General features: G+C 68.5%; 15 protein-coding genes. 7 read left to right on the top strand and 8 right to left on the bottom strand.

What is annotated here, in order from left to right; translation table 11 throughout:
- Positions 1–188 precede the first annotated feature (188 nt).
- On the top strand, positions 189–3,521 hold the full coding sequence (locus ACFY3V_RS28060; RefSeq protein ID WP_389777705.1) for a tetratricopeptide repeat protein: 3,333 nt from the start codon (positions 189–191) through the stop codon (positions 3,519–3,521).
- 145 nt (positions 3,522–3,666) lie between these two features.
- Here ACFY3V_RS28060 and ACFY3V_RS28055 read toward each other — a convergent pair whose 3' ends face one another.
- Positions 3,667–3,798, bottom strand: coding sequence for a hypothetical protein (locus ACFY3V_RS28055; RefSeq protein ID WP_389777703.1), 132 nt, complete (start codon positions 3,796–3,798; stop codon positions 3,667–3,669).
- A 47-nt stretch (positions 3,799–3,845) separates the two neighbouring features.
- Here ACFY3V_RS28055 and ACFY3V_RS28050 point away from each other — a divergent pair, with 47 nt between their 5' ends.
- Together ACFY3V_RS28050 and ACFY3V_RS28045 are read left to right on the top strand one after the other, a co-directional pair.
- Positions 3,846–4,433: an XRE family transcriptional regulator gene (locus ACFY3V_RS28050; RefSeq protein WP_362898297.1), complete on the top strand. Its 588-nt coding sequence runs from the start codon at positions 3,846–3,848 to the stop codon at positions 4,431–4,433.
- A 121-nt stretch (positions 4,434–4,554) separates the two neighbouring features.
- The gene (locus ACFY3V_RS28045; RefSeq protein ID WP_362898039.1) at positions 4,555–5,454 is read left to right on the top strand and encodes a methyltransferase domain-containing protein; all 900 of its coding nucleotides are present in this window, start codon (positions 4,555–4,557) and stop codon (positions 5,452–5,454) included.
- Positions 5,455–5,543: 89 nt separating this feature from the next.
- On the opposite strand, the gene ACFY3V_RS28040 is transcribed toward ACFY3V_RS28045, so the two are convergent.
- Positions 5,544–5,951, bottom strand: coding sequence for a RidA family protein (locus tag ACFY3V_RS28040; RefSeq protein WP_350941584.1), 408 nt, complete (start codon positions 5,949–5,951; stop codon positions 5,544–5,546).
- Between the two features lie 142 nt (positions 5,952–6,093).
- Between ACFY3V_RS28040 and ACFY3V_RS28035 the strand changes: the two genes are divergently transcribed.
- Positions 6,094–6,474 (top strand): helix-turn-helix domain-containing protein, encoded by a 381-nt coding sequence (locus tag ACFY3V_RS28035; RefSeq protein WP_350941585.1) that lies wholly within the window; start codon positions 6,094–6,096, stop codon positions 6,472–6,474.
- Between the two features lie 124 nt (positions 6,475–6,598).
- Here ACFY3V_RS28035 and ACFY3V_RS28030 read toward each other — a convergent pair whose 3' ends face one another.
- Positions 6,599–6,916 (bottom strand): hypothetical protein, encoded by a 318-nt coding sequence (locus ACFY3V_RS28030; protein WP_389777699.1) that lies wholly within the window; start codon positions 6,914–6,916, stop codon positions 6,599–6,601.
- Between the two features lie 442 nt (positions 6,917–7,358).
- Here ACFY3V_RS28030 and ACFY3V_RS28025 point away from each other — a divergent pair, with 442 nt between their 5' ends.
- A complete protein-coding gene (locus ACFY3V_RS28025; protein ID WP_389777697.1) occupies positions 7,359–7,625 on the top strand; it encodes a type II toxin-antitoxin system RelE/ParE family toxin in 267 nt (88 codons plus the stop codon).
- Between the two features lie 30 nt (positions 7,626–7,655).
- A complete protein-coding gene (locus ACFY3V_RS28020; RefSeq protein ID WP_389777695.1) occupies positions 7,656–8,750 on the top strand; it encodes an ImmA/IrrE family metallo-endopeptidase in 1,095 nt (364 codons plus the stop codon).
- A gap of 95 nt (positions 8,751–8,845) precedes the next feature.
- On the opposite strand, the gene ACFY3V_RS28015 is transcribed toward ACFY3V_RS28020, so the two are convergent.
- On the bottom strand, positions 8,846–9,346 hold the full coding sequence (locus tag ACFY3V_RS28015; protein ID WP_362898054.1) for a MarR family transcriptional regulator: 501 nt from the start codon (positions 9,344–9,346) through the stop codon (positions 8,846–8,848).
- Between the two features lie 67 nt (positions 9,347–9,413).
- Here ACFY3V_RS28015 and ACFY3V_RS28010 point away from each other — a divergent pair, with 67 nt between their 5' ends.
- Positions 9,414–9,884 (top strand): Rid family hydrolase, encoded by a 471-nt coding sequence (locus tag ACFY3V_RS28010; RefSeq protein WP_362898056.1) that lies wholly within the window; start codon positions 9,414–9,416, stop codon positions 9,882–9,884.
- Here ACFY3V_RS28010 and ACFY3V_RS28005 read toward each other — a convergent pair.
- From ACFY3V_RS28005 to ACFY3V_RS27990, 4 genes are all read right to left on the bottom strand, one after another.
- Positions 9,868–10,485 (bottom strand): hypothetical protein, encoded by a 618-nt coding sequence (locus ACFY3V_RS28005; protein ID WP_389777692.1) that lies wholly within the window; start codon positions 10,483–10,485, stop codon positions 9,868–9,870. The two genes, ACFY3V_RS28010 and ACFY3V_RS28005, sit on opposite strands and share 17 nt — an antisense overlap.
- A gap of 2 nt (positions 10,486–10,487) precedes the next feature.
- Positions 10,488–11,060 carry an RNA polymerase sigma factor gene (locus ACFY3V_RS28000; protein ID WP_362898060.1) on the bottom strand — a complete coding sequence of 191 codons (573 nt, stop codon included), beginning with the start codon at positions 11,058–11,060 and terminating at the stop codon, positions 10,488–10,490.
- 368 nt (positions 11,061–11,428) lie between these two features.
- Positions 11,429–12,919, bottom strand: a complete 1,491-nt coding sequence (locus ACFY3V_RS27995; RefSeq protein ID WP_389777690.1) for a flavin-containing monooxygenase — start codon at positions 12,917–12,919, stop codon at positions 11,429–11,431.
- A 147-nt stretch (positions 12,920–13,066) separates the two neighbouring features.
- Positions 13,067–13,849 (bottom strand): amino acid ABC transporter ATP-binding protein, encoded by a 783-nt coding sequence (locus ACFY3V_RS27990; protein ID WP_350941593.1) that lies wholly within the window; start codon positions 13,847–13,849, stop codon positions 13,067–13,069.
- Positions 13,850–13,854: the final 5 nt, after the last annotated feature.

Here is a 13,854-nt window from a genome sequence, read left to right as displayed (position 1 = left end):
GACAGCAGAAAGGAGCCTTTCCCGATCGCCAGCCCCGCCGATGCGCGCTCACGCTGCGGATTCACACATCACGAAATCGAGCTACTTCTTACGACAGAAGTATATTTGTCACCTTATTAGTGATGACTGCCGCCTTTCTCAACCTGTATGACGAGCGATGAAGTTGCGATGAGTGGCGGTGAAAGATGATGAACGGCGATGGAAACAACGGCCGGGTACGACGACGACCGCTCCCGATCACCCGCTCACAGGTCCCTCCCGGACCGCTGCGTGATCTCAGAGACCTGCTGTACGAGCTGTACATGGAAGCGGGGGCCCCCGCACTCGACGACATCGCCGGGGAGATCTCCCACGAACTCCCCGGCCCGGGTGCTCCCGAACGCGACACCGTCCGCCGGATGCTGGCCTCGGCGGAGATCCCCTCCGACCAGGCCGGCCTGACGGCCGTCATCACCGTGCTGGCCCGTCTGGCCGGGCGGGACCCCGCCGTCGCCGCCGATCGGGGCCGCGAGCTGTGGAGGAGCGCCCGCCTGGCCTCGGCGGCCGGGTCGCCGGGTCACCGAAGATCGTCGGCCGACCCGTTCTCGCTGGGGGTGCACCGGGCGATCGACGCGGGCGCGGAGGCCGTGGGAATGGGCGTCCTGCCCGTCTACGTGCCGCGCCCCCACGACGACCACCTCGCCGCCGTCGTACGACAGGCGGTGGCCGGGCGCAGTGCGGTCGCGATGCTGGTCGGCGACTCGTCGACCGGCAAAACCCGGGCCTGCCTGGAGGCGGTGCGGCTCCTGCCCGGTGGGTGGCGGCTGTGGCACCCGGCCGATCCCGTCCATCCGGAGGCGATCGCCGTGGCCCTGGCCTCCCTCCCGCCGCGGACCGTCGTATGGCTCGACGAGTCGCAGTCCTACCTGCTCACCCCGGCGGGTGACCTGGGCGAGCGCGTCGCCGCCGGGCTGCGTGCCCTGGTGGACGACCCGGAGCGCGGCCCGGTGCTGGTCCTGGGCACCCTGTGGCCCGAATACTGGGCCGCCCTCACCGAGGTCCCCACCACGGGTGGCGCCGATCCCCGTGCCCAGGCACGGGCGCTGGTGACCGGCGCCGCCATCCACGTCCCCGACCGTTTCACCGGCTCCCACCTGGAGGCGGTGCACGGCGCGGCGCACGGCGATCCGCGTCTGGAGCGCGCGTACGTCGGGGCCCGCGACGGCCGGATCACCCAGTACCTGACGGGCGTGCCCGGCATGGTCGAGCGCTACCGCAACGCGCCCGCCCCGGCCAGAGCCGTGATCGAGACCGCGATGGACGCCAGGCGGGTGGGAGCCGGCCCCGCCCTCTCCCACGCCCTCCTGAAGACCGCCGCGTTCGACTGCCTGACCGGCTACGAGTACGGCGCCCTGCCCCGGGACTGGTTCGAACGGGCCCTCGCCTACGCCTGTGGTGTCCACGGCCCCCTCACCCGCGTCGGCCCCCACCACGACGAGCCGTCCGCCTCCCGCCGCTACCGGCTCGCGAACCACCTGGAACAACTCGGTCGCGCCGAGCGCCGTACGCGTCCCGTCCCCGCCGCCCTGTGGGACGCGCTCGCCTTCCACGCCGCCCCCGAGGACCTGCCCCACCTCGCGGCCCAGGCTCGGACTCGCGGCCTCTACCATCACGCCCTCCTGCTGTACGGTGCCGCCGCCGCGGCCGGGGACCTCGACGCCCCACGACAGGCGATCGCCCTGCTCGGAGAGACGGGACGCACCGAGGAGGCGCTCACCTGGCTGAGGTTCCACGGCGAGCAGGACGACGCGTGGGCACTCGGCCGGAGCGCCGCCGTCCTCGACGGGGCCGGTCACCGCGAGAGGGCGATCACCGCCTACCTGCGCGCCGCGGAAGCGGGAGACCCCGATGCCCCGAGGAGGGCGATCACCCTGCTCGTGGACGAGGGAAGGACCGGGGAGGCGATCGCCTGGCCGCGAGCCCACGGCTGGTTCGGCGACGTCGGCCTCCCCGTCTGGACGGCTGCCCTCCTCGACAGGGCGGGATATTACGAGGAGGCTCTCATCGCCTACCGGTACGCCGCGAAGCTGGGGAACGCCGACGCCCCGGAGTGGCTGGCGTCCCTGCTGTACAGGACGGGCCACGGACAGCAGGCGCTCGTCGCCTGCCGCCGCGCCGTGCGAACCGGTGACGGCCACGCCCTCAGGCAGGCCGTCGCCCTGCTGCGGGAGATGGGACGGACCGAGGAGGCGATCACCTGGTTGCGGACCCGCGCAGAGGACGGCAACGCCGACGCCCTCTGGGAGGCGGTCGAACTGCTGCGGGAGTCGGGACGGATTGAGGAGGCGATCGCCTGGCTGTACGCCCGCGCGGAGTCGGGCGACCGTCGCGCGATCTCCAAGACGGTCGATCTGCTCCAGGAGGCGGGCCGAGTCGAGGAGGCCCTCACCTGGCTGAACGCCCGCGCCGAGAACGGCGACACCTACTCCTACCGGCGATCGATCGGCCTCCTGCGGCGGACGGGACGGATCGAGGAGGCGATCGCCTGGCTGCGGACCCATGCCGAGCACGGCGACCGCCTCGCCCTCGAAGAGGCCGTCGACCTGCTGCGGGAGTCCGACCAGGCCGGGGAGGCGATCGCCTGGCTGAACGCCCGCGCGCAGGCCGGTGACCGCTTCGCGCTCGACCCGCTCTCCCGCCTGCTGGAGAAGGTGGGCAGGACCGAGGAGGCGATCGCCGCCTATCGGCGCGCCGTCGAGGCGGGAAACGACGGTTCACACTGGCCGATGGCCGTCCTGCTGCACCGGGAGGGCCGCCTGGAGGAGGCGCTGGCCGCGTACCGGCGCGCCACCGAGACCGGGCACCCCGGCGACGGCTGGGGAATGGTCGAACTCCTTGAGGAGACGGGCCGTACCGAGGAGGCACTGGCCGCGTACCGGAACGCCGCCGAGGCGGGGAACCCCGACGCCGTCTGGCGGCTGGTCGAGTTGCTCCAGGAGAGTGGCCGTACCGAGGAGGCGATCACCTGGCTGCGGACCCGCGCCGAGCACGGCGACACCGACGCCCTGTGGAAGGCGGTCGAACTGCTCCAGGAGGCGGGCCGGGCCGAGGAGGCGATCACCTGGCTGCGATCCCGCGCCGAGCACGGCGACACCGACGCCCTCGGCCGGTTCACCGCCCTGCTGTACCAGATGAACCGTTCCGAGGAGGCGATCGCCTGGCTCAGGACCCGCGCCGAGGACGGCGACCCTCGCGCTCTGGACCACGCGGTCGACCTGATGTACGAGTCGGGCCGGGCCGAGGAGGCGCTCACCTGGCTGAACGCCCGCGTCGAGGCGGGTGACGCCGGTGCGCTGACCTGGATCGCCGTCCTGCTGCGCGAGACCGGCCGGCCGGAGAGAGCGGTCCTCGCCCACCTGCGCGCCGCCGAACTGGGCCTGCCCGGCGCCCTGCGCGCGGCGATCGACCTGCTGAGACGGCTGGGCCGCGTCGGCGAGGCCGAACGGCTCCGGAGGTACGGGATCACCCCCGGCAGGACGTGACCCCCTGGAGAGAACACCGTCATTGAGCGCCGACTGAGAAACGTGCTCCGGACACCACTTCTCAGTTGGTCTCAGTGACGGACCCGGCTTCTCAGTTGGTCTCAGCGACGGGCCCGGCGAGACCGCCGTGGCGGCGTTGACCGGTTCAGCCGTGACGCGACGGTTTCGAGGTCAGGAAGTCGCGGATCCGGTCGGCGACGGCGGGGTAGTCGTCGGCGAAGCAGATGAAGTGGCTGCCTGCCCGGCTCTCGACGAACTCGGCGCCGGTCTTCCGCACACGACGTTAACCCTGCCTTGCATCATGGGCATACTATTTTGCCCGTGATGCAAGAAATCGGAGATCTGGACAGCCTTGTCCGCAAACGCATCCGCGCCCTGCGCGTCGCACAGGGCTGGTCCCTGGAAGAGCTGGCCGGCCGCGCCAACCTCAGCCAGTCCTCACTGAGCCGCATCGAGAACGGGCAGCGACGCCTCGCCCTGGACCAGCTCGTCACCCTCGCCCGCGCCTTGGACACCACCCTCGACCAGCTCGTCGAGAACGCGACCGACGACGTCGTGATCAGCCCGATCGTCGACGGCGCCCACGGCCGGCTGCGCTGGCCGGTGAAGAGCGACCCCGACATGAGCGTCATACGCCAGCGCATGACCGAGCCACCGCCCGACAACCCCTCGCGCATGCGCGCCCACCCCGGCCGGGAATGGCTGGTCGTCCTCTCCGGCACCGCGATCCTCATGCTGGGCCACCGGCGCTTCCGCCTTGAGACCAACCAGGCCGCCGAGTTCCCGACGATGTTGCCGCACGCCATCGGTGCCGAAGGCGGGCCGTGTGAACTTCTGGGTATCTTCGACCGCGACGCCCGCCGAGGACACCAGCGCGACAACGACGGCGACTCCCCCGAACTCCGCCGATGACGGCGACGCGCACCCTCCGTGTACGGATGCGCCTTGCGCATGGGGCACCGTCTCGCATCGATAACTTGCGCGTTCCGGGAGCCATCATGCTTTTGCAGCAAATCCGTCTTACGGTGACGGCATGACCCAAGCACACTCGCATGCCTCCCACGGTGCGCAGCACGACCACCACCGACACGACCACCACACGCAAGACGACCGTCACCGGCAGGACGACGCCGACCAGGCGGAGATCCTCGACCTGGACGCGGAAGTCCTCGCCGAGCACATCGCGTCCATCACCGCATGGCTGCCGCTGAAGACCGGCCCGCGCCACATCGTGGACCTGGGCTGCGGCACGGGAACGGGCACCTTCGCCCTCCTCGACCGTTTCCCCGAAGCGCACGTCATCGCCGTCGACGCCTCACCCGAACACCTGCAGCGCCTGCGCAAGAAGGCATGTGCCCGGGACATGGACGACCGCGTACGCACCGTGCAGGCCGACCTCGACGCCGCCGACTGGCCCGACCTCGGTACGCCGGACCTGGTCTGGGCCTCGGCCTCGATGCATCACATGGCCGACCCCGGCCATGCCCTGCGCAACGTCCACGACATGCTCCCGTCCGGCGGTCTGTTCGCCGTCGTCGAGCTGGCCGGCTTTCCCCGGTTCCTGCCGGAAGACGCCCCCGAAGAGCGGCCCGGCCTGGAGGACCGCTGCCACGCCGCGACCGACCGCTTCCACGCCGAACACATGCCTCATCGGGGCGCCGACTGGGGACCGATGCTCACCGCCGCCGGGTTCACCCTCGACGGCGAGCGCACCGTCATCGTGAACATCGACGGCACCCACAACGAAGCCGTCGGCCGTTACGCGCTGAGCACCCTTCGGCGCGTCCGCGGCGCCGTCGCGGACACGCTCTCCGCCGAAGACCTCGCCGCACTCGACCGGCTGCTCGACACGAGCGGTCCCGACAGCATCCTGCGCCGCGACGACCTCTCGGTACGTACCGAACGCACCGTCTGGGCCGCACGCCGCACCTGACCCTCACCCCACCCGGATCGCCCGCCGAGCGGGGAGGGGATGTGGTCCGCGGGCGATGACACGGCGATCCGGACCCTGTCGCGCCGGACTCAGTCGATGATCGCGGTGGCCTCGACCTCGACCAGAAGGTCGGGTACGGCCAGCGCCGCGACACCCAGCAGCGTGGCCGGAGCGACCGGGGTGACCCCCAGCTTCGCGGCCGCCCGAGCGACCCCCTCCAGGAACAGCGGCATCTTGTCGGGGGTCCAGTCGACGACGTAGGCGGTCAGTTTCGCCACGTCCTCGAAGGAGGCGCCGACCTCGGCCAGGGCCGTGCCGATGTTGAGGTAACACCGCTCGACCTGAGCCGCGAGGTCGTCTTCGCCGACCGTGACCCCGCCGGCGTCCCAGGCGACCTGTCCGGCGACGAAGACCAGCTTCGTCCCGGTCGCGATCGACACCTGCCGGTAGACATCGATCTCCGGCAGTCCGGCGGGGTTCACCAGGGTGATGGCCATGCTGCCCACTCCCTCCTCAGGAGAGTCCTCGGGCCCGCTTCCGGCGACCCCGAACACTCTCGGTCTCTTGTGGTTACTTGGGAACCATAGGAGAGTGTGCACTGACATGGAAGAACGCACTTTTCAGTGACTGGGGAACCTTATGGTGACCAAGCAGTTCAGCGGCTCGGCCCAGGACGCGGACCTGACCCGCGCGGACTCCCTGGCGCGGGAGATCTTCTCGGACATCGCCAACAAGTGGGCACTCCTGATCATCGAGACCCTGGGGGACCGCACCCTGCGCTTCGGCGAGTTGCGGAACGAGATCGACGGCATCAGCCACAAGATGCTCACCCAGAACCTGCGCATGCTGGAGCGCAACGGCCTGGTCGAGCGGGAGGTGCACCCCACCGTGCCGCCACGGGTCGAGTACACCCTCATGGAGTCGGGCCAGGCGCTACGCAAGACGGTTGACGGCATGTGCGACTGGACCAGCCGATATCTCGGCCACATCGAGGACTCCCGCCGCCGCTTCGACGCGTAGCCCGAACCGGACACGGCCCCACCCCGTCACGTACCGCGCTTCACCGCACGCGGTACGTCTTCACCGGCACGACGACCCCGTCTTCCCCGGCCCTGGGAAGGGACGGGGAAGACGGGGTCGTTCGTCAGAAGTGACCGATGGTGACCGAGGTGGAGGTCAGCGCCCAGCGATGCAACACGGTCGTCTCGGCCTCGCGCATCTGCGCCTTCAGTCCTTCGACCGTACGGTCACAGATGATCAGCGGTTCGGGGGTGGGCCAGGTGGCGATGGCGTGGAAGAGGCGGCTGCCCGTGCCGTACAGGACGGACCAGCCGGGCCGGGTGATCTCCAGCATCGCGGCCTCGGCACGCGCCTCGTGGCCCCAGGTGTGGTGGGGTACGGGCAGGGCGGCCTGGCCGTCGCGGTGGCGTCCGCGAGAGCGGACGGGCCGTCGCCGGATCATGAGATCACCTGCCCGACGGCACTCTCCGCTTTCAAGCCACACCGGAACGGTTGCCAGCGGGCGGTGTAGGGGTTCCCCCAGGTGTCCTCGCCGGAGCAGCTCATCTTGCGTGCCTTGCTGCGCCAAGGCTTCTTTGAACAGTCTGCTGAGAGCAAACCTGGGCGGACGCATCGATCGCAGGCGACCAAACCGCCGCCACCGAGTACTTCCTCCAGGTCGCCCTCCTCGACCCAACGGGTGCCCCGGACGCCGGAACATAGCCCTGCCTGTGGCGATGTGCCTTCGGAGAACACCTCTCGGGCAACAGACCGTGACGCTATCTTGTCCGCGTGGGGTAGTGCTTCGTTTACCAGATTGGTTAATACTCGGGAGAGGGCCGACGCAGTTGGAGGTGTTCTATGCGGACCGTCGTCTCCAACTCGTCTGCGAGTCTGACAGGGAGATGCGCAAGGTCTACGGCGCCGAAGGAGCTCGGAAGCTCAGGCAGCGTCTGCAGGCCCTCCGCGTCGCGGACACTCTGGACGATCTCTTTCACCTGCCGGGACGCTGCCACCCGCTGCGCGGCGACTACGCGGGTTGCCACGCGATGGATCTTCATCAGGGCTGGCGCCTCGTGTTCCGGCTCATGACCTCCGAAGAGAAGACAGGCCAGGAACTGGAAGAAAAGGAGGCCGCACTGGTCATAGAGATCGTCGACTATCACGGATGACCACGAAGCACGAAAGGAGCGTAGAAGCCGATGTCGACACCTGAATTCCATCCTTCCGGCGCCCCCGACTACGCCGTGCCACCTGGGGAGACCATCCGGGAGCATCTCGACGAGCTTGGGATGACCCAGCGTGAACTCGCCACCAGACTGGGCCTCAGCGCGAAGCATGTTAATAGGTTGGTTCAGGGGCTTGTGCCACTAAGTCACGAGATCGCGCAACGCCTGGAACTGGTCACCGGCATGCCCGCGAAGCTCTGGAACCGTCTGGAGGCCGACTACCAGTCCGCCCAGCAGCGCCTGCGCATGGAGCACGAGATGTTGGACGCGGTCTCCTGGCTGGATGAGATGCCGGTTCGCGAGCTTGTCAAACGAGGCGCTCTTCCAGAGGAACCGAAAGACAAGATCTCACGGGTTCAACAGTTATTCGCCTTCTTTGGTGTCGCGCATTTGACGACATGGCGCGATCTTTACGAGAGGCCCGCCGCCGATTTCCGTCAGACAAAGTCCTTCGAGGCCGACCCCGGCGCGGTTGCCTCTTGGCTACGTCTGGGCGAGCTCGCCGCACGCGATATCGAATGCAAGCCATTCGACAGCCTGGGCCTTCGTCGTGCGCTTCCTCGGCTGCTACAGCTGACCTCTCAGCCTCCCGAACTCATGGTTCCGATAATGCGGGACATCTGCGCGCAGCACGGAGTGGCAGTGGTCTTTGTCAGGGAGATCACCGGCGCGCGCGCAAGCGGGGCCACCAGGTGGATATCCAGCGAAAAGGCCATGCTCCTACTCAGCCTCCGATACAAGACCGACGACCATCTCTGGTTCACCTTCTTCCACGAGATGGGTCATATTTTATTGCACGGGAAGAGCGACACCTGGATCGAGAACAGCATCTCCGATGATGACCCAAAAGAAGAGGAGGCCGATCAGTTTTCCTGTGACCTACTGATTCCAAAGAAGCATCTTACAAAGCTTCGCTCTTTGAAGTCCCTGGGTTCGGTTCGCGCATTCGCCGGTGACATAGGCGTGTCCCCGGGAATTGTTGTCGGCCGTCTACAACATGACGGCATCTGGCCTGCCAGGCAGGGAAACGGCCTCAAGCGGAAAGTCGAGTTGGCGAGCGATTTTTAAGTCACACTCCTGGACGCTTTCCGTCCAGCAGGGCAGAACGTCTGACGAGTCCGGTGAAGACGACGCCACCGAACCGTGAGATCCACAGGGCGGGCTCAGGCCAGGTCGACGGGTCGTACCCGTAGCTTTGCGGCGATGCGGGCGAGCGCCCGCTGGTCGGCGGCGGTGAGCGGGTCGAGCACGTACTTCCGCACCGAACGAACATGTATGGGCGCGGCGGCGACGACCACTTCGTAGCCGACGTCGGTGAGAGCGGCGAGGGTGTATCTGCCGTCATCGGGATCGGGCGAACGCTCCACCCAGCCCCGCTGCTCGAACCGCTTGATGACGTTGGACAGGCGTGAGAGGGAGCCGTTGGCCAGGTAGGCCAGCTCGCTCATCCGCAGGCGGCGCTCCGGGGCCTCCGAGATGTGGCTGAGAGTCAGGTATTCGAAGAGGGTCAGACCGGCCTCGCGCTGCAGCGGTGACTCCAGCCGTCCCGGGAGCAGCAGCACCAGCGAGACCAGCCCGGTCCAGCCGTCCTTCTCGTCCGCGGTGAGCCACAGCCGCTCGTCAGCGGTGTCCTCGCCGGGGTCCGGGGTCGTGGTGGTGGCCATGGAGACACCCTACCGGGCGGCCATGACTTCACGCGTGAAGTAAAATTCTGATACGTTGACTTCACGCGTGAAGTCAATCGAGAGGATCGCCATGAGCACGCCGGAGTTTTTCGCCCCTCCGGGGTACGGCACGAAGCAACTGGCCAACATGCACTACAACCAGGCGGTACGCATCGGCGACCGCGTCGAGACCTCGGGTCAGGGAGGGCTGGACGACGACTGGAACTTCCCCGAGGCCCTCGAGGACGAAATCGTGCTGGCCTTCGAGAACGTCGAGCGAACCCTCGCCCAGGCGGGCGCCACCTGGCGTGACGTCATCGCCGTGAACTCGTACCACGTCCCCGAATCCCCCGGCTTCATCGGGGAGACCCACAACCGCGTCATGGTGGAGCAGTTCCGCGAGCGCATGGGGGATCGCGCCCCCATCTGGACCGAGATCGGGGTTCCGGCTCTCGGCGCCCCGGGGATGCGCGTCGAGATCCGCGTCACCGCCGTCGTCGACTCCGGTCGTCGGCAGGAGGTCAGCGAATCTCCTTGATGGGCGCGCACGGTTTCACGGGGCTGCCCGCCTTGGCCAGCCACATGCCGAGGTGCCAGGGCACCTGTGCGTTCAGGTTGTCGCGGAACTCCATGACGAGCGTCTCGCCCGGTCTGATGTGCTCAGGGGCGATCCGGATCGTCCGTACGGAGGTCACCGTGGCGGCCTGGGGCGAACGCGCCGCCTTCGTGGCCGAACGCAGTTCCCCCGGTCCGTCGGCGGGCGGTCCGCCGTAGGTCGCGTCCACACCGGTGAACCGGGGAGGCGCGCACAGCATGCCAGGCGTCAGGAACGTCACATCCGCCTTGACGCCGGCAGCGGCCAGCTTCGCCTCCAGCCCGTCGGGGTCGTGGAGTTCGTTGACGGTCACCGTCAACGTGCCGTCCGGGCTCTCGGCCACCGCGTAGGCGGGGGCGCCGCTCCCGAGGACCAGTGCCGTCGCGACGGCCGTCGCCGCGGCACCGGCCGTGACCAGCAGCCGGGGGGTGGTGACAAGGCGCCGCCGGGAGTGAATACCGCTGAGCAGTCGCCGCCGCGCTCCGGCGAGTTCGCTCTCGGTGGCCGCGGGAACGGTCTCCCACATGGTCTTCAGTGCGTCCATCGTCATTCTCCTCGTTCTTCCTGGTTCAGGGCCTGACGGATCTGCAGGCGGGCTCGGTTGAGTCGCGAGGCCACGGTTCCCACCGGGATGGCGAGCGCGTCGGCGACCTCCCGGTAGTTCAGTTCGGCCCAGGCGACGAGCAGCAGCACGTCGCGATCGGCCCGTTTGAGTTTCAGCAGGGCCTGTGCCAACGGCCGGTTGACGGCCAGTGTGTTGATCCCGTCCTCTACCTGGACACCGGGGATCTCCGCCGGATGTACGCCGCTGCGGATGTAGGCGCGGTAGAGGTTCTTCTCGGTGCGTCGCCGTTTGCCGATCACATTGGAGGCGATGCCGTACAGCCACGGGCGGGCGTCGGAGCGGCCCCTGTCGTAATCGCTCCGGCGCTGGAAGGCGGCGAGAAAGGTGTCCGCCACGACGTCTTCCGCCTCGCTGGGGCCCAGCCGCCTGGTCACATAGCGGTGCAGGAGTGGTGCGTGCCGGTCGAACAGGATGGCGAAGACGTCGGGCTCGTTCAGCGACCTCTCGATGAGGGCCGCGTCATCGACCTCGACGTCTTCGCGGAAGGTTGTCATACATATTGGCCTTTCCTGGCGTATGCGGTCACCTGTACTTACCGCGCCGGGCCTGAAACCTTCATCGGGCGCTCTCCACGCCCCGGGCACGCGCCTCTCCCACATCCGAGACTTTTGGGCGCGTGGGCGATCCGCGCCCCGCGCACAGCGGCCCTCCCGCCAGAAAACAGCACTTCACCAGGCGAAACGTTCCTCGCGACGTAACCGGACGGGGAACCGGTCAGCGGGCTCGGACAGTGTCCCCGACGAGTGTGCGGGGAACGTCGTCCGGGCCGTGTGTGCGTATCACGACGGCCCGATGGGCCGCGGGGGCCGTTCGGTTCTTCTCACGGCCGGGACGTCGCCCTCCCAGGATCCGGGACAGGCCCTCACGGCACGGAGAGGTGCCGGTTGTCCGGTGACTCCGACGCGCTGGGGGCGCGGAAGAACCGCGCGGAGCGGGCGTGCAGGGTCCGGGTGAGCAACCAGTAGACCGAGGCGCCGTCCGGCCACTGGGTGACCACCCGGCCGCTCGCCGAGCGGAAGTAGTTCGGTGCCTGGGCGAACGAGCTGGCGTCCAGACGACGCTTCAGCCAGCGGTTCAGCCGTCTGACCGCCTCCGGCCTGACCTCGACCGCGCTGGCACCGCGGCGGCGCATCTCCCGCAGGGAGCGCACCACGAACTTCGCCTGCTGCTCGAAGTTGAACACCGGGGCGTAGTAGTTGGTGTTGGGGCCGTACATCATGAAGAGGTTCGGCATCTCGTCCACCATGATGCCGAGGAACGCCATGGGGTCGTCGCCCCACTTCTCCTTCAGGTCGCGGCCCGCGCGCCCGTGGACCTCCAGGCCGCAGAGGAACTCGGCCGCGCGGAATCCCGTCGCGGTGATCACGACGTCGAGTTCGTGCTCCCGGCCGGTGGCGTCGACCACGCCGGTCTCGGTCACTCGTTCCACGGCGTGCGGAACGAGGGTGACGTCGTCACGCAGCAGGGTCGGATAGAAGGTGGAGCTGTGGATCGCCCGTTTGCCCAGGTAGGCCGAGGTCGGTGTCAGAGCCGCCCTGAGGTCGGGGTGGTCGGCGAAGACCTCTGCGAGGTAGTCCTGGCAGATCTTGACCGCCCGGGTGTCGACGGTCCCGCCGGGCCGGATGATCCTGCCGCCGAGCCACTTGCGTTCCAGCTGCAGGAACAACCGCCACCGGATGAGTCGCCGCGTCACCGGGTGACGCCGTCGAGCGCGTTCCTTCTCGGTGAACGGGAGCGAGACCTTCGGGTCCACCCATGCGGGCTGACGCTGGAACACCGTCAGATGCTTGGCTCGGCCGCCGAGCTCCGCGACGATCTGGGCGGACGTCGAACCGGTGCCGACGACTCCCACCCGGCGTCCGTCGAGCGTCACGTCGGAGCGCCACCGCGCCGTGTGGAAGATGTCGCCGGTGAACAGCTCGCGGCCCGGCCAGGCGGGCTCGTTCGGGACGTTCAGGAGCCCGACGGCGGTCACCACGGCCGTGAAACGCAGCACCTCACCGGTGTCGAGGTGCACGGCCCAGCGCTGGCCGTCCTCCTCCCAGACCAGCCGCCGGACGGTGGTGCCGAACCGGAAGTGGGCCCTGAGCCCGAACCGGTCGGCCACGTGCTCAAGGTAGGACTGCAGTTCCGTCTGGCCGGGGTAGGAGCGTGACCAGTCGTACGGGGCGAACGAGAACGAGTACATCGGGGCCGGAGTGTCGACCTCGGCACCGGGGAAACGATTGACGCGCCAGGTGCCGCCCGGCCCGTCCTCGGTCTCGAACACGGTGAACGAGTACCCGTTCCGCTTCAGTTGGTGGGCCGCCGCGAGTCCGGCGAACCCGCCACCGATCACGGCCACAGAGGGCATGGCTCCGCCCGTCGATGGCATGACTGCCTCTCTCTGTCGAGCTCGTGCCTGGGCACGATGATGTCTGTCGGGCTCGTGCCGGGGCACGATGATGCTGTCGAGCTCGTGCCTGCGCACGACGATGTGCGGCGCCCACGGGCGCCGGGGCTAGAGGACCTTGCTGAGGAAGTCGCGGGTGCTCGGATGCTCGGCCTCGCCGGACAGCCGGCTGGACGGGCCTTCCTCGACGATGCGGCCGTCCTCCATGAACACGAACCGGTCGCAGACCTCGCGGGCGAACCCGATCTCGTGGGTGACGATGATGGTGGTCATCCCGTCGAGCACGAGTTCGCGGATGACCTGCAGCACCTCGTTGACCATCTCTGGATCGAGCGCCGAGGTCGGCTCGTCGAAGAGCAGCACCTGCGGCTTCATCGCGAGGGCACGGGCGATCGCGACGCGTTGCTGCTGGCCACCGGAGAGCTGGGCCGGATAGGCGTCGGCCTTCTCGGCCAGGCCGACCCTGGCGAGCAGTTCGCGCGCCTGGCGGCGCGCGTCCGCACCCGGGCGTCGTAGCACCCGGGTGGGCGCTTCGATGACGTTCTCCAACACGGTCTTGTGCGAGAACAGGTTGAACTGCTGGAACACCATGCCGAGGCGTCGGCGCTGCCTCGCCTCCCGTCGCGCCGACAGCCGGTGGATCTTGCCGCCGCGTTCCTCGTAGCCGAGCAGCTCACCGTCGAGCATGATCACCCCCGAGTCGGTGCGTTCGAGCAGGTTGAGACAGCGCAGAAAGGTGCTCTTGCCGCTGCCGGAGCGGCCGAGCAGGCAGACCGTCTCCCCCTGGTGGACGTCCAGCGACACGTCGTGCAGGACCGTGTGCCGGCCGAAGGACTTGCGGACGTTCAGTGCGCTGATCAGCGGTGTCGTCATGACCTGGCTCTCACTCATCCCGG

It is taken from the genome of Streptosporangium sp. NPDC000095, assembly GCF_042899335.1.
In the GTDB taxonomy this organism is placed as follows: domain Bacteria; phylum Actinomycetota; class Actinomycetes; order Streptosporangiales; family Streptosporangiaceae; genus Streptosporangium.
Note: the sequence above shows the minus strand (reverse complement) of the source record. Positions and strands in the feature narration are given on the sequence as shown.